General features: G+C 58.6%; 19 protein-coding genes, 2 pseudogenes and 1 riboswitch. Of the genes and pseudogenes, 17 read left to right on the top strand and 4 right to left on the bottom strand.

Annotated elements, in window-relative coordinates:
- The first annotated feature begins 5 nt into the window (after positions 1 to 5).
- A complete protein-coding gene (locus I6L36_RS20405; protein ID WP_052814883.1) occupies positions 6 to 1,643 on the top strand; it encodes a peptide ABC transporter substrate-binding protein in 1,638 nt (545 codons plus the stop codon).
- A gap of 82 nt (positions 1,644 to 1,725) precedes the next feature.
- On the opposite strand, the gene tnpA is transcribed toward I6L36_RS20405, so the two are convergent.
- A complete protein-coding gene (gene tnpA / locus I6L36_RS20410) occupies positions 1,726 to 2,130 on the bottom strand; it encodes an IS200/IS605-like element ISAs26 family transposase (protein WP_104454394.1) in 405 nt (134 codons plus the stop codon).
- On the opposite strand from tnpA, the gene I6L36_RS20415 reads away from it, so the two are divergent.
- Entirely contained in the window at positions 2,125 to 3,414 is a 1,290-nt protein-coding gene (locus I6L36_RS20415; protein ID WP_216986874.1) for an RNA-guided endonuclease TnpB family protein, read from the top strand. The two genes, tnpA and I6L36_RS20415, sit on opposite strands and share 6 nt — an antisense overlap.
- A gap of 16 nt (positions 3,415 to 3,430) precedes the next feature.
- On the top strand, positions 3,431 to 3,994 hold the full coding sequence (yfcE, locus tag I6L36_RS20420) for a phosphodiesterase (RefSeq protein WP_223945731.1): 564 nt from the start codon (positions 3,431 to 3,433) through the stop codon (positions 3,992 to 3,994).
- Positions 3,995 to 4,037: 43 nt separating this feature from the next.
- On the opposite strand, the gene I6L36_RS20425 is transcribed toward yfcE, so the two are convergent.
- The 3 genes from I6L36_RS20425 to flgA all read right to left on the bottom strand — a co-directional run bounded on the left by I6L36_RS20425 (position 4,038) and on the right by flgA (position 5,471).
- Complete coding sequence (locus I6L36_RS20425; protein WP_052815062.1) at positions 4,038 to 4,454, bottom strand: flagella synthesis protein FlgN; 417 nt, start codon at positions 4,452 to 4,454, stop codon at positions 4,038 to 4,040.
- A complete protein-coding gene (gene flgM, locus I6L36_RS20430; protein ID WP_069785264.1) occupies positions 4,451 to 4,771 on the bottom strand; it encodes a flagellar biosynthesis anti-sigma factor FlgM in 321 nt (106 codons plus the stop codon). The genes I6L36_RS20425 and flgM overlap by 4 nt, the downstream gene beginning before the upstream one ends.
- Before the next feature lie 94 nt (positions 4,772 to 4,865).
- A complete protein-coding gene (gene flgA / locus I6L36_RS20435; RefSeq protein WP_029314756.1) occupies positions 4,866 to 5,471 on the bottom strand; it encodes a flagellar basal body P-ring formation chaperone FlgA in 606 nt (201 codons plus the stop codon).
- A 237-nt stretch (positions 5,472 to 5,708) separates the two neighbouring features.
- Between flgA and I6L36_RS20440 the strand changes: the two genes are divergently transcribed.
- The 14 genes and pseudogenes from I6L36_RS20440 (at position 5,709) to flgL (ending at position 18,947) form a co-directional block, all read left to right on the top strand.
- Positions 5,709 to 6,620 carry a chemotaxis protein CheV gene (locus I6L36_RS20440; RefSeq protein ID WP_053288335.1) on the top strand — a complete coding sequence of 304 codons (912 nt, stop codon included), beginning with the start codon at positions 5,709 to 5,711 and terminating at the stop codon, positions 6,618 to 6,620.
- Between the two features lie 17 nt (positions 6,621 to 6,637).
- Positions 6,638 to 7,462 (top strand): protein-glutamate O-methyltransferase CheR, encoded by an 825-nt coding sequence (locus I6L36_RS20445; RefSeq protein ID WP_052815061.1) that lies wholly within the window; start codon positions 6,638 to 6,640, stop codon positions 7,460 to 7,462.
- A gap of 61 nt (positions 7,463 to 7,523) precedes the next feature.
- The gene (gene flgB, locus I6L36_RS20450; RefSeq protein WP_053288337.1) at positions 7,524 to 7,925 is read left to right on the top strand and encodes a flagellar basal body rod protein FlgB; all 402 of its coding nucleotides are present in this window, start codon (positions 7,524 to 7,526) and stop codon (positions 7,923 to 7,925) included.
- Positions 7,922 to 8,341 (top strand): flagellar basal body rod protein FlgC, encoded by a 420-nt coding sequence (gene flgC, locus I6L36_RS20455; protein ID WP_005329775.1) that lies wholly within the window; start codon positions 7,922 to 7,924, stop codon positions 8,339 to 8,341. Before flgB ends, flgC begins: the two co-directional genes overlap by 4 nt.
- A gap of 90 nt (positions 8,342 to 8,431) precedes the next feature.
- Positions 8,432 to 9,169 carry a flagellar hook assembly protein FlgD gene (locus I6L36_RS20460; RefSeq protein ID WP_102948625.1) on the top strand — a complete coding sequence of 246 codons (738 nt, stop codon included), beginning with the start codon at positions 8,432 to 8,434 and terminating at the stop codon, positions 9,167 to 9,169.
- A 10-nt stretch (positions 9,170 to 9,179) separates the two neighbouring features.
- A pseudogene (locus tag I6L36_RS22080) lies at positions 9,180 to 10,283 on the top strand (flagellar hook protein FlgE); the annotation flags it as partial.
- Between the two features lie 18 nt (positions 10,284 to 10,301).
- Positions 10,302 to 11,045, top strand: a pseudogene (locus I6L36_RS22085) (flagellar hook-basal body complex protein); the annotation flags it as partial.
- Between the two features lie 146 nt (positions 11,046 to 11,191).
- Positions 11,192 to 11,938, top strand: coding sequence for a flagellar basal-body rod protein FlgF (gene flgF, locus I6L36_RS20470; protein WP_010675291.1), 747 nt, complete (start codon positions 11,192 to 11,194; stop codon positions 11,936 to 11,938).
- A gap of 14 nt (positions 11,939 to 11,952) precedes the next feature.
- A complete protein-coding gene (gene flgG, locus I6L36_RS20475) occupies positions 11,953 to 12,741 on the top strand; it encodes a flagellar basal-body rod protein FlgG (RefSeq protein WP_010675290.1) in 789 nt (262 codons plus the stop codon).
- 16 nt (positions 12,742 to 12,757) lie between these two features.
- The gene (gene flgH / locus I6L36_RS20480; protein WP_010675289.1) at positions 12,758 to 13,429 is read left to right on the top strand and encodes a flagellar basal body L-ring protein FlgH; all 672 of its coding nucleotides are present in this window, start codon (positions 12,758 to 12,760) and stop codon (positions 13,427 to 13,429) included.
- A gap of 60 nt (positions 13,430 to 13,489) precedes the next feature.
- On the top strand, positions 13,490 to 14,587 hold the full coding sequence (locus tag I6L36_RS20485) for a flagellar basal body P-ring protein FlgI (RefSeq protein ID WP_010675288.1): 1,098 nt from the start codon (positions 13,490 to 13,492) through the stop codon (positions 14,585 to 14,587).
- 46 nt (positions 14,588 to 14,633) lie between these two features.
- The gene (gene flgJ, locus I6L36_RS20490) at positions 14,634 to 15,734 is read left to right on the top strand and encodes a flagellar assembly peptidoglycan hydrolase FlgJ (RefSeq protein ID WP_216986876.1); all 1,101 of its coding nucleotides are present in this window, start codon (positions 14,634 to 14,636) and stop codon (positions 15,732 to 15,734) included.
- A 3-nt stretch (positions 15,735 to 15,737) separates the two neighbouring features.
- The gene (gene flgK / locus I6L36_RS20495; RefSeq protein ID WP_069652529.1) at positions 15,738 to 17,735 is read left to right on the top strand and encodes a flagellar hook-associated protein FlgK; all 1,998 of its coding nucleotides are present in this window, start codon (positions 15,738 to 15,740) and stop codon (positions 17,733 to 17,735) included.
- Between the two features lie 3 nt (positions 17,736 to 17,738).
- Positions 17,739 to 18,947, top strand: a complete 1,209-nt coding sequence (flgL, locus tag I6L36_RS20500) for a flagellar hook-associated protein FlgL (RefSeq protein ID WP_005329788.1) — start codon at positions 17,739 to 17,741, stop codon at positions 18,945 to 18,947.
- A gap of 177 nt (positions 18,948 to 19,124) precedes the next feature.
- Positions 19,125 to 19,294: riboswitch (M-box (ykoK) riboswitch) on the top strand.
- The last annotated feature ends 77 nt before the right edge of the window (positions 19,295 to 19,371 follow it).

Consider the following 19,371-nt stretch of genomic DNA (forward strand, 5'->3'; position numbering starts at 1 on the left):
AATGTATGTTTTACCGTTTCGCCGTCAGGCCAGCCCGTCGCTGGCTATCTCCCTTACTGCTTGGGTTGATGGCGGTGCCGCCGTCACTGGCTAGTAGCGTGGTTGAGCAGACTTACATTTCAGATAGACAAACCCTGGTCAAAGGCAATGGCGCCGAACCCGAGTCCCTCGATCCGGCCCTGATCCGCTCCGGCTTCCCAGGGGAGGTGGTGCTGGTGGACCTGTTCGAGGGGCTGGTGAGCGAGGATGGACAGGGCATGATAGTGCCCGCCCAGGCCCAGCGCTGGGAGACCAGCGAGGATGGACTGGTGTGGCGTTTCTTTCTGCGTCCCCAGCTCAAATGGTCCAACGGCGAGCCCCTCACAGCCCGGGATTTCGTCTACGCCTGGCGGCGGCTGCTGAATCCGGCGCAGGCTTCCCCCTCCGCTGGCCTGTTGCTGGCGACCGGCATCAACAATGCCCAGTCCATTTATGCCGGTGCGCTCGATCTCGATGCCCTGGGGGTGGAGGCCGAAAGCGACCAGATCCTGAAAGTGACCCTGGAGCGTCCCGTTCCCTATTTCCTGCAACTGGTCAGCCAGCGTCCCTTCGTGCCGGTCAACGAACGGGTCATCACCCAGTTTGGCAAGCAGTGGACCCAGCCAGGCAAGATGGTGAGCAATGGCCCTTACAAGCTGGCGAGCTGGGTGGTGAACGAGCGCATCGAAGCCGAGCGCAACCCCCAGTACTGGGATGACGCCCATACCCGGATCCAGCGGGTGACCTACCTGCCGCTCGCTTCCCAGCATGGGGAGCGGCTGCGTTACGAAGCGGGGGAGATCCAGCTCACCAACAAGGTGGCGCTGGAGTACTACCAGAAGACCATGCAGGAGGCCCCGGAGCGGATCTGGGGTTTGCCGCTGCTTGGCACCTATCTTTATACCTTCAATCTCAATCTCCCTGAATTGCAGGATGTGCGGGTGCGCCAAGCGCTCTCCATGGCCATTGATCGCTACCTGCTGACCGAGAAGGTGAGCGGCCAGGGAGAACGTCCTGCCTGGTCATTGCTGCCCGCCATGCCAGGTTATGACGAACTGGATATCCCCCTCTCCCGGGAAGACCAGTCAACTCGGTTGGCCCGCGCAGCCGCGCTGTTGGCCCAGGCAGGCTACAACAGCGCCCATCCTCTCAGGTTGACACTGACCTACAACACGTCGGAGAACCACAAGAAGCTGGCTCTGGCGGTGGCGGCCATGTGGAAACCGCTGGGGGTAGAAGTCTCCCTCAACAACATGGAGTGGAATGCTTATCAGGTGGCCAAGAACAGTGGTGATTTCATGCTGGCTCGTTCATTTTTGTTTGGTGATTATGTCGAGCCGTCGTCCATGCTTGGCAGTTTCCGCTGCCAGGATCCCCAGAACGAGAGCGGCTACTGCAACCCCGTCTTCGATGGTCTGCTGCAGCAGGCCTCCGAGACCCTGGATGCCAACGTTCGGTCCGGGATCTATCATCAGGCCGAGCAACTGCTGATGGAGGAGGTGCCCGTCATCCCCGTCTATCACTACAACCAGATGAGACTGGTGGACCCGGCACTGCGCGGCTTGCCGAGCCGCAACCTCAAGGGCGCCATCGCCACCAAGGATCTCTATTTCAGCCAGCCATGAGGAGTGTGGAATGAAGATTGCCATCTTAAATGCGAAAGGGGACTCCCTCCGACGTAGGTGGGAGGGGAATTTCGCCGGGGCGTCAGCCCCGCTGGTTTTGAATGTATTGCTTGATCACCTCCAACGGTGCTCCGCCGCAAGAGCCCGCAAAGTAAGAGCGTGACCAGAGTACGGGTTTGCTGTAAGCACCTCTCAAGTCCAGAAATTCATTACGCAGTCGCCTTGATGTGACCGCCTTTAACGAGTTCACCAGTACCGATAGCTGCACCGTTGGCGCGTACTCTATCAGCATGTGAACATGATCAGCCTCTCCGTCACACTCTTTCAGTTCCGCACCAAAATCTCTGCAAACCTCTGCCGCACACTGACCGAAGGAAGCGTGATGCAGATCCCCCAATATCGGCTTTCGATACTTGGTGATAAACACCAAGTATACGTGCAAAACGTAGGCCGCATGGCGTGATTTATTAATTTTAGTGAATTGCATTCTGTCACTCAATCGGGCTTAATAGATATGGCAATAATGCTACACACTGAGCGCCAAATGCAAATTCTGAAAGCCTACAAATTCCGACTCGAACCGACCGAACAACAAGCGCAACGCCTGCGCCAGTTGGGCGGTTGTGCTCGTTATGTCTGGAATCACGGGCTGGCAGAAACCAAACGCATTCTGGATGCTGGCGAAAAACTGCCTTCTGCCTTTGAGCTGAACAGGATGCTCACCAGTTGGAAGAAAGACCCAGAAATGGCCTTTCTGGCCGAGGCATATACCGACAACCTCCAGCAGAAGCTCAAGGATTTGCATGGCGCGTGGATGCGCTGCTTTGATAAGAAACTCGCCGCCAAGGCACCCGTATTCAAGAAAAAAAGCGACAACCGCGACGCTATCCGGTTCGTCAACTTCGACAAGTATTGCCGCCTTGAAAAGGGTCGAGTGAAGCTGCCTGCCGGGCTGGCGTGGGTCAAGTTTCGCCAGTCCCAGCCAGTTGAAGGGAAAATTAAAAACGCGACCGTCAGCCAAGCAGCCGGGCACTGGTATATCTCCTTTCAGGTCGAGCAGGAGACGTCCGAGCCAATTCACCCCTCCGGCTCAATGGTCGGGCTAGATGCGGGGATCGCCAAGCTCGCAACCCTGTCAGATGGCACGGTGTTTGAGCCCGTCAACAGCTTCAAAACCAATCAGACCAAGCTGGCAAGGCTCCAACGCCAGTTGAGCAAAAAGGTAAAGTTCAGCAGCAACTGGAAGAAACAAAAAGCCAAGATCCAGCGGCTGCATTCACATATCGCCAATAGCCGCCGCGATTACCTTCACAAGGTCACAACGACTATCAGCAAAAACCACGCGATGATCGTCATTGAGGATTTGAAGGTTGCCAGCATGTCAAAATCAGCAGCGGGCACGACCAGCCAGCCGGGGCGCAACGTCCGGGCAAAATCAGGGCTGAATCGTTCGATATTAGATCAGGGCTGGTTTGAGCTGCGCCGCCAGCTCGAATATAAGCAGGCATGGCGAGGCGGTCAGGTGTTGGCGATAAACCCGGCCTACACGAGCCAGCAGTGCGCCTGTTGTGGGCATACTGCGAAGGATAACCGCCAGACGCAAAGCCAGTTTAAATGCGCTGCGTGTGGTTATGAGGCGAACGCCGATGTGAACGGCGCTCGCAATATTTTAGCGGCGGGACACGCCGTTTTAGCCTGTGGAGGCGTGGTGCAATCAGGCCGCCCGATGAAGCAGGAACCCGGTACTGCGCGAGCAGCTATCACCCAGTAATGGGAATTCCCCTCCTGTGACGCGAAGCGCTAAGGTGGGGGAGGATGTCAATATCTCGGATCTGCACGGCAGTCTGACTGCCCTCGAGCAGGTGCTGGCGCAACTCGCTCCCTGGCAGCCTGATCACTATCTGCTGCTCGGGGATCTGCTCAATCACGGGCCGCGCAATCCGGTGCCGGCGGGGTATGATCCTGCTGCCGTGGCGGCAAGGCTCAACCAGCTGGCCCCCCGCATCATGGCGGTGCGTGGCAATTGCGATTCGGAGGTGGACCAGATGCTGCTCCACTTCCCCATCACGGCGCCCTACAACCAGCTACTGGTGGATGGGCGGCGTTGGTTTGTCAGCCACGGTCATCTCTATGAGCCCAGCAACGTGCCCCTGCCTGCAGGGAGCCTGTTCATCAGCGGTCATACCCATGTGCCTGTACTATGTCAGGAAGGAGAGATGATCCTGATGAACCCGGGGTCTATCTGTTTTCCAAGGGGCGAGTGGGTGGCCAGTTATGGGCGATATCACGAGGGCCGCATGAGCATTCATGCCTGCAAGTATGGAGAAACCCTGATGCAGCTGGTGCTCTGACTAGGGGCCCAAAAGGAGAGGAAGCCCGAAGGGGGAGAGGAGATCAGGCCTTGATCCCGAAAGAGCGGGTGCCTGAGCGGGTATTGCCTTTGGCGTCATAGGTCAGGGAGCTGCTGTCTCTGAGCTTGCTGAGGAAGCTGGCGAGACGGCGATTGGAGACAATACTGAGTTCGAGCAGACGTCCGTTGAGATTGTTCTGCTCCTGGCAGGCTTCCAGCTTGGCTTGAAGGGCCTGCAATTGGGTCGGGAAGGCGCTCAGCTGTTGCTTCAGGTCGGGTAGCTCCGCCAGAGTCTTGTCCAGCGTCTCGATGGCCACCAGCAGTTGCTGCTTGCGATCGGCGAGTGCCGGCAAGGCAAGGGCCCGGTGAGCCTTGAGGAGGTCGAACTCCTCTGCCAGCAAGCCTTGCATCTGGGAGAGGTTGTCGTCCTGAGCGCGCAGTAGCGAAGGGAGGTCCATCATCCCAACCGTTTATCCAGATCGGCTTCAAAGCTGAACATCTTTCTGGCCACGGTTTCGCTGTTGACCTTGTACTCCCCACTGGCCACGGCCTTCTTCAGGCTCTCGACGCGGCTCTCGTTACCGGTGGAGGCGGTGTTGAGGGTCTTCTGCATCTGTTGCAATTGCTGCGCCTCACTGGTCAAGGAGACAGAGTCGCTCTTGACGGTCGTCGCACGGCTGCTCTCGCTGGAGGTCGCCGACTTGGTGGCTACACCTTGGCTGTTGCCGCTGTTTTGCAGGCGGTTGTTAGCCAAATTGTTGATATTGTTGATAGCCATAAGGTTTACCTTCGTCTGCTTTGCTGTTCGCTTACCTGTGTATCGGTGACGGCGGTCAGAACTTTAGAAAAAAATTGCGCAGTGCATTCCTGTGTCAGAATGTCACGACCACGGAGCCCACTGCACTGACCTGGCCTTGCACCGTTCTGCCCGAGCGCGTGTTGACAAGCCGGATCATGTCTCCGAAGCTGCCATCTTGCAAGGCGCGGGCCATGGTTTTGATCTGCATGCTGCTGTTTTCAGCACTCAGGGTGACCTGGTCCCCCTTGCAGACCACGCAGACCTGGGTCAGTCTGATTGGCTGGCCCGGTTTGAGCTCACGTTTGCTGCGTACCCCGATGAGTGCGGTCGGATCGGTAAGGTAGTCGCCACGGATCAGGGTTTGGTCCTGGTATGCCAAGGTCAGCATCGGTTCGCTCAGGATGTCTCCCTTGGCAACCGGGACGGCGACGGTGACATAGGGTTTCTGGATGCTGACCCGGACAGGGAGATAGAGATCCCAGGATTTATCTCCCTCGCACTTGAGGTAGACGGTGGTGTTGCGACGGATCTCCATCCGGGCGGGGAGGGAAATGGTGAGGGCATCTTCGCAGCGCGTGAGGGGGAGGCGCTCGTCAATGGTGCCGGCCTTGACGTCGGCCTGTGCATCGAGGGGAATATCGAGCTGGTCGAGCACGAACGCCTGTGCCTGTTCTTGCAGATAGTCGGTGACCTCGGACGCCATGGCGTGAGACAGACTGCAAAACGGCAGTAAGATAAGGAAAAGTCTACTAATCATTTTTGCTTACCGGTCGATAAGTTATTCACGTATACCACCGTAGTTAACTATGCTTGCTCCAGAATTATTCTGTTGTTGAAACAACGATGGTCTGATGCAAGCCAATGTGCATGCATAATGATATGCACGATCAGTGCCAAGCATTTTTAGGGAGTGTTTATGGCGAGTGTTCTGGACTCGGTTAACCAGCGAACCCAATTAGTGGGACAAAATAGGCTGGAGCTGCTGCTGTTTCGTCTCAATGGACGTCAAAGATTTGGCATCAACGTATTCAAAGTACGCGAGGTGCTGCAGTGTCCCCCTCTGACCGTCATGCCCAAGCTCAACTCCTGCATTCGCGGCGTGGCACATATCCGTGGCCAGACCATCTCGGTGATCGATCTCAGCATGGCGATGGGCAAGCGCCCCATCCAGGATCTCTCCAAGTGCTTCATCATCATCTCCGAGTACAACCGCTCCATTCAGGGGTTCCTGGTCCACTCGGTCGAGCGCATCATCAACATGAACTGGGAGTCCATTCTGCCGCCACCCAAAGGGGCTGGTCGCATCAACTACATGACGGCAGTGACCGAGGTAGATGGCGAGCTGGTGGAGATCTTGGACGTGGAGCGCATTCTCAACGAGATTTCGCCGGTCTCCACTGAGGTGTCCACCGAATTGGTGGAAGCAAGCGTGGAGCGCAATCCTCACGGGCGTCCCGTGCTGGTTGCGGACGACTCTTCGGTTGCGCGCAAGCAGGTACAACGTGCACTGGAGGCTATCGGGGTGCAGTGCGTGCTGGCCAAGGATGGACGGGAAGCGCTCAACATGTTGTTGGAGATGTCCAAAAATGGCCCCATACATGATCAGATTGCATTGGTTATTTCAGATATTGAAATGCCGGAGATGGATGGTTATACCTTCACCGCCGAGATCCGCAACAATCCCAACCTCAAGGATTTGCATGTTATCCTGCACACTTCCCTCAGTGGGGTGTTCAATCAGGCCATGGTGCAGAAAGTCGGAGCGAACAATTTCATTGCCAAATTCCAGCCGGATGAATTGGCCAAGGCCGTACAAGGCGCTCTCTAATCAAGAAGAACAACTGCATGAAGACACTTTCGGACGACTTATACAGGCAATTCAGCAATTTTCTGGCACAACAGAGCGGCATAGTACTGGGTGACAACAAACAGTATCTGGTTAAAAGCCGCCTGTCGCCCTTGATGACTCAGTTTGGTATCGAGAGTCTGTCTGATCTGGTCACCCGGGCGATGAGCGTGCGCGAGCGGGAACTCAAGATGGCAGTGATCGATGCCATGACCACCAACGAGACTTTGTGGTTTCGCGATACCTATCCGTTCCAGTTATTGAGTGACAAGATTTTCCCGGAGCTTGGTAAGAGCGGTCGTACCATCAAGATATGGTCTGCCGCCTCTTCGTCCGGACAGGAGCCCTACTCCATCGCCATGACGGCGCTGGAGCAGCAAGTTAAACGGCCGGGTAGCATGCCGGGCGGGGTGCAAATAGTAGGGACCGATATATCCAGCACCATGCTGAACCAGTGTAAGGAAGGGATCTACGATAGCCTTGCACTGGCTCGCGGGCTTTCCCCCGAGCGCAAGCGACTCTTTTTCGAACCCTATGGCGACAACAAGATGCGGGTGGTGGAACGTGTCAGAAAATTGACCAGCTTCCGCCCTCTCAACCTGCTGGAGAGCTACAGCCTGCTCGGCAAGTTTGACATCATCTTCTGTCGCAACGTGCTCATCTACTTTGCGCCCGAAGTGAAATCCAAGATCCTCAACCAGTTCGCCAGCAGCCTCAATCCTGGCGGCTACCTGATGCTGGGGGCCTCCGAGTCTCTGGCTGGCCTCACCGATAAGTTCGAGATGATCCGCTGCAACCCCGGCATCGTCTACAAGGTCAAATAACCCCGCTCAATACCCTCTTGGCACACCTCTTGCTAAATATCCATGAAGCAGGAGGTGTGCTATGGCAATTTCATTCGACAAGGCATTTGGTGTTCATCAGTACACGCTGAGCGTGCGCGCCAAGCGTGCCGAGGTGTTGTCCAGCAACATCGCCAATGCGGATACGCCGGGTTTCAAGGCCCGTGACATCAACTTCTCACAAGCGTTGCAGGATGCCCAGGGCCAGCAAGGGTTCGGGCTCAGCACTACCAGCGAGAAGCACTTCGCCTTGCAGATGGATTCCCCGGGCACGACCCAGTACCGCAATCCCCTGCAACCGGATACCGGTGACGGCAACACGGTGGACGTACAGCAGGAGCGCAGCGAGTTCCTGCGCAACAGCCTTGAATACCAGGCCTCTCTTGAATTCATGAACAGCAAGATAAGCGGCCTGCTCAAGGCACTGAAAGGAGAGCAAGGATGAGTTTGTTCAAGGTCTTTGACATTGCAGGCTCAGCCATGAGCGCGCAGTCCGTTCGCCTCAACACGGTGGCGAGCAACATGGCCAACGCTGACAGCGTCAGCTCCAGCGTGGAAAAAACTTACCACGCCAGGCGGCCAGTCTTTGCCGCCCAGTTGGATCAGGCCATGTCCGACAAGCAGGCCTCGGTCGGGGTGGATGTGAAGGGCATCGTCGAGAGTGATGCGCCCCTGCTCAAGGAGTACAACCCGAATCACCCCATGGCGGACAAGGATGGCTTCATCTTCAAGCCCAACGTCAACATGGTGGAAGAGATGGCGGACATGATAGCGGCGTCGCGCAGCTACCAGACCAACGTCCAGGTGGCCGATGCGGCCAAGAAAATGTTGCAGCAGACCCTGGGTCTGGGCAAGTCCTGACAGAGGTGAACCCGGATGAGAGTGACCCGTGATCGCCTGCCAGGCGGCAACAATCGGCCCAGTGGGCACGCCCTAGAGGGGGGAGCATAAGTGGCAGATACCTATGACAGCCTGCTGGGCGTCAACCGGACGACGTCGGCCCAGACCAGTACGGTCAACACCAGTACCCAGAAAAAGGAGCTGGATCAGGAGTCCTTCCTGAAACTGCTGACCATGCAGCTCTCCTATCAGGATCCGTTCAAACCGGTGGACAACGCCCAGATGCTTTCCCAGATGACCTCGATGTCGACGTCTCAGGGGATCAGCAGCCTCTCCACCCAGATGGAGAGCCTCAACAGCCTGATGACCTCCAGCCAGGCGCTGCAGGCTTCCGCGCTGGTGGGGCAGAACGTGCTGATCCCGTCCAACACCGGTTACGTGGAGAAGGGGGGCACCCTCACGGGGGTCATCGCCACCGGCGATGGCGGCAGCAACATTAAGGTGACGGTGAAGGACGAGAGCGGCCAGGTCATCAGGGAGTTCGCCATTGAAGGGAGCCACAAGGGGAACGTGGCCTTCGAATGGGATGGCAAGGACAAGTCCGGCAACGAGGCCAAGAGCGGCAAGTATTCGATAGAGGCGCATGCCACCGTCGACGGCAAGTCGGAGAGTATCCCCGCCCTGACTTACGCCAAGGTGGAGAGCGTCACCCTGGGAACGAGCACCAACCCCAGCACCCTCAAACTCAAGGGACTGGGCGGCATCTACCTGACCGATGTATTGGAAATTGGCGCGACGACCGGCAAGACTACCACCCAGTCGGCTTCGTCCTCTAACGCAGTGATCTAAGGAGAAAGACATGTCATTCAACAATGCCCTCAGCGGCATCAATGCGGCTCAAAAAGACCTGAACGTCACCGCGAACAACATTGCCAACGTCAATACCACCGGCTTCAAGGAGTCCCGTGCCGAGTTTGCCGACGTCTACGCCAATTCCATCTTCGTCAACGCCAAGACCCAGGTCGGCAACGGTGTGGCGACTGGCGCTGTGGCTCAGCAGTTCCACCAGGGCGCGCTGCAATTCACCAACAACGCGCTGGATCTTGCCATCCAGGGCAACGGCTTCTTCGTGACCTCGGACGGCCTGACCAACCTGGATCGCACCTATACCCGTGCGGGCGCCTTCAAGCTCAATGAAAACAGCTATATGGTGAGCAATTCAGGTGGCTACTTGCAGGGATACGAGATCAACGCCGATGGCACCCCAAAAGCAGTTAGCATTACTGCAACTCGGCCAATTCAGATCCCTGATCGTGCCGGAGAGCCTGTACAGACATCACAAGTCAATGCCAGTTTTAATCTACCCACCACCTCGACACCAAAAGCCAGTGGTGCAGACCCATTGATGACTTCTCAGGTTAATAGCAGTTTTAATTTGGACTCTAGCGCTAATGTCATTAATCCTGGTTTGGCATTTGACCCGAATGATTCCAGCACTTATTCAATGCAAACTACTACTGATGTCTATGACTCACTTGGAGAGAAGCACACAATTACTCAGTACTTTGCCAAGGACGCAGATCCAGCAAATCCCACTCAGTCTGCAGTACCTGCAACTTGGCGTATGTACCTCTTCCAAGGGACGACTCCTATAAATATTAATGATGCGGGAACCCCACGGCAGTTTGCGCGAATTAATTTCGATACTTCTGGCACTATGACTGGTACGGTTCCTGCTGAATTAAAAACAGTACCTTTAGGAACTCCCAACCCGCCGAGTGCTGTTCCTGGTGCTGGCATTAACATGAATGGTGCTAATGAGTCTCAGGTTGTTGAATTCAAGTTCGATGCGGTAAGCGAATCGGCATCACCATACAAAGTTAACCAATTGAGCCAGGACGGTATCGCCCGCACATATTCCAAGTTTGATCCAAAAGATTCAACTACATATTCCTCATCAACATCTGTGGTTGCATATGACACCCTTGGTGAGCCGCACACTATCACGCAGTATTTTGTCAAGGAGGCAGATTCTACAGATCCAAGCAAGGCGACTGTACCTACTGCTTGGCGTATGTACCTTTATGAAGGTGATAAACCCATTGATATTGTTGGCGGTCAAGCGACGGCAATGGCAACTGGCCTAAGTCAAGCACCTCTGAGTGCGCGTGTCACTTTTGATGCTTCTGGAAGAATGCAGACACCTACTAGTCCTGAGGTCATCAAGACCGAACCTTTGGGCACTCCAGGCGCCGGCATTATTACTAATGGTGCCGATGGCACTCAGGATATCGAGCTCAAGCTCGGTACCGTGACACAGTACGCTTCACCTTTTGAAGTCAACCAATTGACCCAGGATGGCTCCACTGTCGGTCGCTTGACGAAGGTCGAAATTACGGGAGATGGCATCATATCGGCAACCTACAGTAATGCCACCACCGTCAAGGTTGCCATGGTGGCCATGGCTAAGTTTGCCAATTCCCAGGGGCTGACCCAGGTCGGCGACACCTCCTGGCGCCAGTCCCTGCTCTCTGGCGATGCCTTGCCCGGCACCCCGAACTCCGGCACGTTCGGCTCCATCAAGTCGTCGGCACTGGAGCAGTCCAACGTGGATCTCACCACCGAGCTGGTCGACCTCATCACTGCCCAGCGCAACTTCCAGGCCAACTCCCGTTCCCTGGAAGTGAACAGCTCCCTGCAGCAGAACATACTGCAGATCCGCTAAGACGACGGGTAGTTGGCAGGGGCGCTTCGGCGCCCCTTGTCATTTCCGTCCCGCCTCATTTCCTCCTTTCATTCCGTCTTCGTCATCTCTCTTGGCATTCAACTTGCAGTTGAGCTGTGAGAGTCATCTGTTTGACGGAGGATCCCATGGATCACCTGCTTTACATCGCCATGTCCGGGGCCAAGGAGAACATGAACAGCCTGGCTGTTCGTGGCAACAACCTTGCCAACGCCAACACCATTGGCTTCAAGTCTGACTTCGAGCAGGCGCGCAGCATGCAGGCGTTTGGCGAAGGGCTGCCCACGCGGGTGTTCGCCATGACCGAGCGGCCGGGCCAGAACCTGCAGCACGGCATGCTGATGACCACGGGTCGGGATCTTGACGTTGCCGTCGATGGGCCGGGCTGGATTGCAGTGCAGGATCCCAACGGCGCGGAAGCCTATACCCGCATGGGCAACCTGCAGCTCAATGCCACCGGCAATCTGCAGACTTCCACCGGTCTGAATGTGGTGGATGATGCCGGTCAGCCCATCGTGCTGCCCCTGCCCATGGAGAAGATCGAGATCAATCGTGACGGTACCATCAGCGGCCGTCCCGAGGGGGCAGCCGCCAACCTGCCGGAAGATTTCCAGCGTATCAAGCTGGTCAACCCGGCGGCAGATGCGGTGGAGAAAGGCCAGGACGGCCTGTTTCGCCGCAAGGATGGCCAGAATGAGGCCGCGTCTGCGGATGTGGGCCTGATCGCCGGCTCCCTTGAGGGGAGCAACGTCAACGTGGTCGACGAGATGACTAACCTTATTCGCTTGCAACGTCAGTTTGAAACTCAGGTCAAGATCATGAAGACCGCCGAGGAGAACGACGAGGCACAAACCCAGCTGCTGCGTATCAGCTAATCAAGGAGCACCCCATGAATCCTGCACTCTGGATCAGCAAGACCGGCCTCGATGCCCAGCAGACCAACATCTCGGTCACCTCGAACAACCTGGCGAACGCCAGCACCGTGGGCTACAAGAAGGCGCGGGCCATCTTCGAGGATCTGCTTTATCAGAACATCAACCAGCCTGGCGGTCGCTCCTCGGCGGACACCGAGCTCCCTTCCGGCCTGATGCTGGGGGCGGGGGCCAAGGTGGTCGCCACCCAGAAAAACCACAGTCAGGGCAACGTCCAGACCACGGACAACTCCCTTGATCTGATGATCAGCGGTCGCGGCTACTTCGAAATCCAGCTGCCCGATGGCAGCGCCGCCTATACCCGCAACGGCCAGTTCACCCTGAACGACGAGGGGACCATCGTCACCCCGGGCAACGGTTACCCGTTGCAACCGGAGATCCAGATCCCCGAGAACGCCCAGAGCGTCACCGTGGGGGAGGATGGCCAGGTCTCCGTCCAGCTCAAGGGGGATGGCCAGTCCCAGGTGGTGGGCCAGATCAACACCACGGACTTCGTCAACCCCACCGGCCTGCAGCCCATGGGGGAGAACCTCTTCCTCGAGACCCAGTCCAGCGGCGCCCCCATTCAGGGGACTGCCGGCGCGGACGGGCTGGGGGTGATCAAGCAGGGGATGCTGGAGACCTCCAACGTCAACGTGACCGAGGAGCTGGTGAATCTCATCCAGGCTCAGCGGGTCTACGAGATGAACTCCAAGGTCATCTCCGCCGTCGACTCCATGATGTCCTTCCTGACCCAGCGGACCTGATGAAAGGAGTGTCATGATGAAAGCCATATGGATGCTGGGACTGCTGACCCTGGCGGGTTGCACCAGTACCCCCAATACCGCCAAACCGGATGACCCGGATTTCGCCCCCGTCTACGGGGAGTCGGAGCCGGTGTCGGTGCGCCCGACCGGCGCCATCTTCCAGCCCGAGCAGGTCAACGGCATCTACTCGGACATCAAGGCGCACCGGGTGGGTGACATCATCACCATCCAGTTGGCGGAGTCGACCTCTGCGTCGAAAAAGGCCAACACCCAGAGCGGCAAGGACAACAAGCTGGCGCTCGACCCCGTCACCCTGGGTGGCGTGCCGGTCACGGCGGGGCCCTACGATCTGTCGGCCTCCATCGGCCAGAACAGTGCCTTCAAGGGGCAGGCCAAGGCGGATCAGAGCAACAGCCTGCAGGGCAACATTTCGGTCAGCGTGGTCAAGGTACTGCCAAACGGCAACCTGCTGGTGCGCGGCGAGAAGTGGATCATGCTCAACAATGGCAACGAATACATCCGTATCACCGGTCTGGTGCGCCCGGAGGACGTGAGCTCGGAAAACAGCGTCTCCTCCCAGCGGGTGGCCAATGCGCGTATCTATTACGGCGGTACCGGGGATCTGGCGAACACCCAGGAACAGGGCTGGCTCACCAGCTTCTTCAACGGCCCCTGGTGGCCCATTTAAGACTCAAGAGTCCGGGGCGTTCACGGGTCCCGGATCAGGAAGGTTTTGTTAGGAGATGTCATGAACCGATTCCGTCTGCTTGCCCTGCTGTGCTGCCTGCTGCCCTTCGGGCTGGCGCACGCATCCCGCATCAAGGACCTCGCCTCGGTGGAAGGGGTGCGCAGCAACCAGCTGATCGGTTACGGTCTGGTGGTGGGCCTGCCCGGCACGGGGGAGAAGAACAACGCCTTCACCGAGCAGACCTTCAGGACCATGCTCAACAACTTCGGCATCAAGGTGCCTGACAACATCAAGCCCAAGATCAAGGACGTGGCACCGGTGGCCATCCACGCGGATCTGCCCCCTTTCTCCAAGCCGGGCCAGACCATAGACGTCACCGTCTCCGCCATCGGCGAGGCGAAGAGCCTGCGTGGCGGCACCCTGCTCCAGACCTTCCTGAAAGGGCTGGATGGCCGCGTCTATGCGGTGGCCCAGGGCAGCCTGGTGGTCGGTGGCCTCGGGGCCGAAGGGGCGGACGGCTCCAAGGTGGTGGTGAACACGCCCACAGTGGGGCGCATCGCCAACGGGGCGACCGTGGAGCGGGAGGTTCCCAACTCCTTCAGCCAGGGCGACACCATCACCTTCAACCTGAACCGGCCGGACTTCACCACCGCCCGCCGTCTGGCGGACGTGGTCAACGATCTGGTGGGGCCCAATACCGCCCAGGCGATGGACGCCACCTCCATCAAGGTATTCGCACCGCGGGATCCGGCCCAGCGGGTCTCCTACCTCTCCACCATCGAGAACCTGGAAGTGGACCCGGCGAGCGAGTCCGCCAAGATCATCGTGAATTCGCGCACCGGGACCATCGTCATCGGCAGCGAGGTCAAGCTGCGCCCGGCGGCCATCAGTCACGGTGGGCTGACGGTCACCATCGCCGAGAACCAGCAGGTCTCCCAACCCAATCCGCTCGCTGGCGGGCAGACGGCGGTCACCAACAACTCCACCATCAACGTGCAGCAGGATCCCGGTCGGATGTTCAAGCTCGATACCGGCGCGACCCTGGACGACCTGGTGCGGGCGGTGAACCAGGTGGGGGTAGCCCCCGGGGATCTGATGGCGATCCTGGAGGCGCTGCAGCAGGCGGGCGCGATCCAGGGCCAACTGGTCATTCTGTAATTTCGTGAGCGGCAAGCGGTTGCCACGGGCGGCAAAGAGGTAGGTTATGGCAGAGTTCGACACCCAGAGCGGTATCAATATTGGCATGGTGCAGGACGTCCAGAACCTGGACAAACTGCGCCAGATGAGCCTGAGCAAGGAGGGGAAGCAAGGGGCCCTGATGGCGGCCGCCCGCCAGTTCGAATCCATCTTCACCCAGACCCTGTTCAAGGGGATGCGCCAGGCCAACTCGGTGCTCACCGAGGGCAACCCGATGAACAGCAGCTACACCCAGTTCTATGAAGGGATGCTGGACGAGCAGCGGGTTGCCGACATGTCGAGCAAGGGGGGGCTGGGCATCGCCGAGATGGTGGCCAGGCAGCTCTCACCCGAGCAGACCTTCACCCATCAGGATTGCCGGGTACTCAAGTTGCCCCAGCGTACCGAGCGGGTCTACAAGCCCTATCAACCCCCCAGTGCCTCCAACGATCTGATTGCTGCCTCCAAAGTTGGCAAAGATTTTGCTGATAACGAAATGAAGGGTGAGCTGAATGGGGCCGAGCGTACGCTGGCCATGCCAAGACGCCCCCACCGCACCGTGCCGCCCATGGGCAGCAGCCAGAGGCCTTCGGCCCTGGATGGCAGCGCCAAGGTGTTTGACAGCCCGGAAGAGTTCGTCGACAGGCTGATGCCGCTGGCCAAGAAGGCGGCGGATAAGCTGGGGTTGAGCCCGGCGGTGTTGGTGGCCCAGGCCGCCCTTGAGAGTGGCTGGGGAAAGCGGGTGATCAAGGATGCAGACGGAAACGTGACGCACAACCTGTTCGGCATCAAGGCGGATCCGCGATGGGAAGGCCCCAAGGCGGTGGTGAGCACCCTGGAATACGAGCAAGGGGTGGCCTCGCGCCAGAAGGCGGCGTTTCGCTCCTACGAGTCGTTCGAAGAGAGCTTCAACGACTACGTGGATTTCCTGACCTCTGGGAGTCGCTACAAGGGAGCGCTGGCCAAGGTGGACAGCCCGGACCGTTACTTCGAGGCGTTGCAGCAGGCCGGTTATGCCACCGATCCCCAGTACGCCAGGAAACTTAAACAAGTGTTGCGCAGTGATGCCATCGCCGGCTATTCGACGCCCGGCAACATTGCAGACAGGAACACAGAGATGGAGCTGTAAGCTATGGCAAGCGATCTGCTTGGAATTGGGACCTCGGGTGTGTTGGCCCAGCAGCGGCTGCTGCAGACCACCAGCAACAACATAGTGAACGTCAATAGCCAGGGCTATGTACGTGAACGCACCCTGATCTACACCAATTCCGTCGGATTGGGGACGGGCGACATGGTGAGTGATCGCATCATCAACGCCTATGCCCAGGCCGAGGTTCGCCGTGATACGTCCGCTTATAACGCCGCCAACACCCGCTACGATCAACTGTTCCAGCTCGACAGCCTGCTCGGTGATGCCAGCAACAGTGTGGGGTCCACCATCACCTCCTACTTCAAGGCTTTCCACACCGCCAACGAGTCACCGTCCGAGATCGGAGGGCGCCAGACGACCCTGAGTGAACTGAGCGGTATGGTGGACAGATTCCACACCCTCTCCGCCCAGCTCGACAAGCAGTCCGATACCATTAACGCCACCATAGGGGACGAGACGGACAGGGTGAACAGCCTGCTGAACAGCATCAACGATCTGAACCAGTCCATCGTCCGCACCCAGGGCTCCCCTGAAGAGAACCTGATGCTGTTCGATCAGCGTGATGAGGCCATTCGCCAGCTCTCCGAGAAGATGGAGATCCGCACCGTGACCCAGCCCAACGGCAGCATGCTGGTCAACATGAGCACAGGGCACTCCCTGGTGCTCGATGGCGGCGTGGCCCAGTTCAAGGTGGTGCCGGGGGACCCGGATTCCCGTGAGCCTTCCCTGCAGCTGACCCTGGGCAAGAACCAGGCCAGCATCAACGACCAGGATATTGGCGGTGCCATCGGTGGCCTCTTCACCGCGCGTCGGGATCTGGAGCCCGCCAAGCGGGAGCTGGGGCAGATGGCCGTCGCCTTGGGGGATGCCATGAACCAGCAGAATCGGTTGGGGATGGATCTCGACAACGAGCTTGGGGGGGATCTCTTCACCCTCAAAGGAAGCCAGGGGTTGCCCTACGCCAGCAACCAGGGCAACGGGGCGGCCAGCGTCAACTTCGTTCCCGGCAAGGGGAGCGAGGTCACCACCTTCGACTACGAGGTGCGGTTCAACAGCGCCACCGGTTACGAGGTGTTCGCCATCGACGGCAGCGGGCAGCGTACCTCGCTCGCCACGGGGACCACGCCGCCAGCCACCTTCGAAGTGACGGGCCACGGCATCGAAATCGATCTCTCCGGCACACCGGCTGCAGGTGACAAGATCTTGTTGCAACCCACCCGGAATGCGGCTGCCAACCTGGAGCAGGCGATCACCCGTCCTGAAGATATCGCGCTGGCTTCCCCCCTGAAGGCGGACAAGGGATCCCAGAACCTGGGCTCGGGCGAGATAGCGCTGGGCGGTGTCTACAACACCGGCACGGGCTCGGGTTTTGGCACCAACACTTTGGACCCGAGTGCCCCCCAGGTCATCAAGATCGACGGCAGCGGCAACTACGAGGTCTATGACAAGAACAACAACCTGCTGGGTGTCGCCCCCGCCTCCAGCAAGGGACAGAACCTGATGGCCGCCCTCGAGAGCCCCCTGGGGGGGCCCAAGGTCTACGCCGATCCGACCCAGAGCCCGGGCTATGAGTTCAGCATCACCGGCAAGGTGGAAGCCAGCGACAGCTTCACGCTCAGCTACAACAAGGACGGCTTTGCGGACAACGCCAACGGCCTGGCGCTGGCGGAGCTGCAGAACAAGGAGCTGGTGCGCAAGAACAACAACGCCGCCACCAGCAACGACAAGATGACCTTCAACGATGCCTACTCGGGTCTGGTGAGCGGCATTGGCAACAAGACCAGCCAGGCCAAGACCCTGCTGCAGGCCAACGAGGCGAAGCTGACCCAGAGTACCGCCATCTTCGAGAGTGTCTCCGGCGTCAATCTGGAGGAGGAGGCGGCCAACCTCATCCGCTTCCAGCAGTCCTATGCGGCCTCGGCCCAGATAGTGAACACCGCCAAGACCATCTTCGACACCCTGCTCTCCTCCGTGAGGTAAGTCATGCGCATCACCACCAACATGATCTATGACCGCAACCTTGCCTCCATGAGCAAGGTGAGCGAGCGCCAGAACACCGCCTACAACCAGTTGATGACGGGGGATAAATTCTCCCGCTCCGGGGAGGACCCGGCCGGCATGAGCCAGAAGATGGCGCTGACCAAGGAGATCGATCTCTTCAAGCAGTACGGCGTCAACGGCAGCCTGCTGGAGAACAGCCTGGGCCACGAGGAGACGGTGCTGACCTCCCTCAACAGCGCCATGCTCAGTGCCCAGACCCTGATCCAGAAGGCGAACAACTCCGCCATGGGCTCCGAGGAGCGCAGCGCCATCGCGAGCGAGCTGGAGGGGCTGCAAAAGCAGATGTTCGACCTGATGAACAGCAAGAACTCCCAGGGGGAGTACATCTTCGGCGGCAATCAGAGCAAGACCCAGCCCTTCGTCAAGGATGCCAGTGGCAACTATGTGTTCCAGGGGGACACGGGGCAGCGCAACATCCAGGTCTCACCCACGGTGCAGATCCCGGCCAACGACTCCGGTTTCGATCTGTTCGAGATAGTGGCGACCCGGCGCACTGCCAGCGCCGCTAGTGGCAACATCCAGGTGTCGGTGGCGGATCAGGGGAACTTCGAGAGCTTCTATCGCAACAACTATGACTCTTCCCTGCCGAGCAACCAATATGCGGTCAGCACCCTGGCCGGGCCGCCGGACACCTACGAGATCCGTGACAGCGGTGGCACCCTGCTGCAAAGCGGCGACTATGTGGCGGGCAACAAGATCCCCTTCAACGGCCTGGCGCTCACCCTCGACCTCCCTGCGGGGTCGGCGACCCAGAACTTCGTGCTGGATACCCCGAAAAACGACAACATCCTCAATGGCATGTCCGATTTCATCTCCGCCATGCGTGATCCGACCCTGTCCGAGAGCGATTTCCAGCTGGCGGTCTCCGATGCCACCACCCACATGAGCAACGCCAGAACCAAGATAGACCGGGGACTGGGGGAGCTGGGGGGAAGGATGAACAGCCTGGAGCAGGTGATGAGTTCCAACGATGGACTCAGCACCCTGAACCAGCAGGCGCGGGCCAAGGTGTCCGAGGCGGACATGTACGAGGTGATCGCGGCCCTCTCCAAGGAGGATGCAGCCATGAGCGCCTCCCAGCTAGCCTTCAGCAAGATAAGCAAGCTGACCCTATTCGACTATATCCGCTGACGTTCGTCCGTTGACCGCAGGCTCCCCCGTGCCACGCACGGGGGAGCCTCGTTTCATGAAGGGCCCGCCGTCCGGCCAATTTGTAACAACCCGTTGCCAGGGGCCCGTTTGCCTTGACTCGACCTGCGCCTGGGCAGATGATGCCGCCCGCACGGTAGCGCCGTGCAATCAATGTTCGCAGCATCTCGTTAGGCGAGGCTCCTGCATAAACACAGGCCACTGATCTCACGACGTCCAGAGACGCCCAAGATCAGGACAGTTTTCATCGGATTAAGGTGTCAACCCAAGTGGCTTCCGGCATGCCGGATACGTTATGCAGTGCTAAAGCTGGTACGTGGGGATGAAAACACGCCGGACGGCGTCATTTCCTGCCTGTTACTCGTCAATCAAATTGCTGTTTTCTTGCCGTTGCATCCGGCCAGGT

It is taken from the genome of Aeromonas sp. FDAARGOS 1406, assembly GCF_019048565.1.
GTDB classification, from domain to species: domain Bacteria; phylum Pseudomonadota; class Gammaproteobacteria; order Enterobacterales; family Aeromonadaceae; genus Aeromonas; species Aeromonas caviae.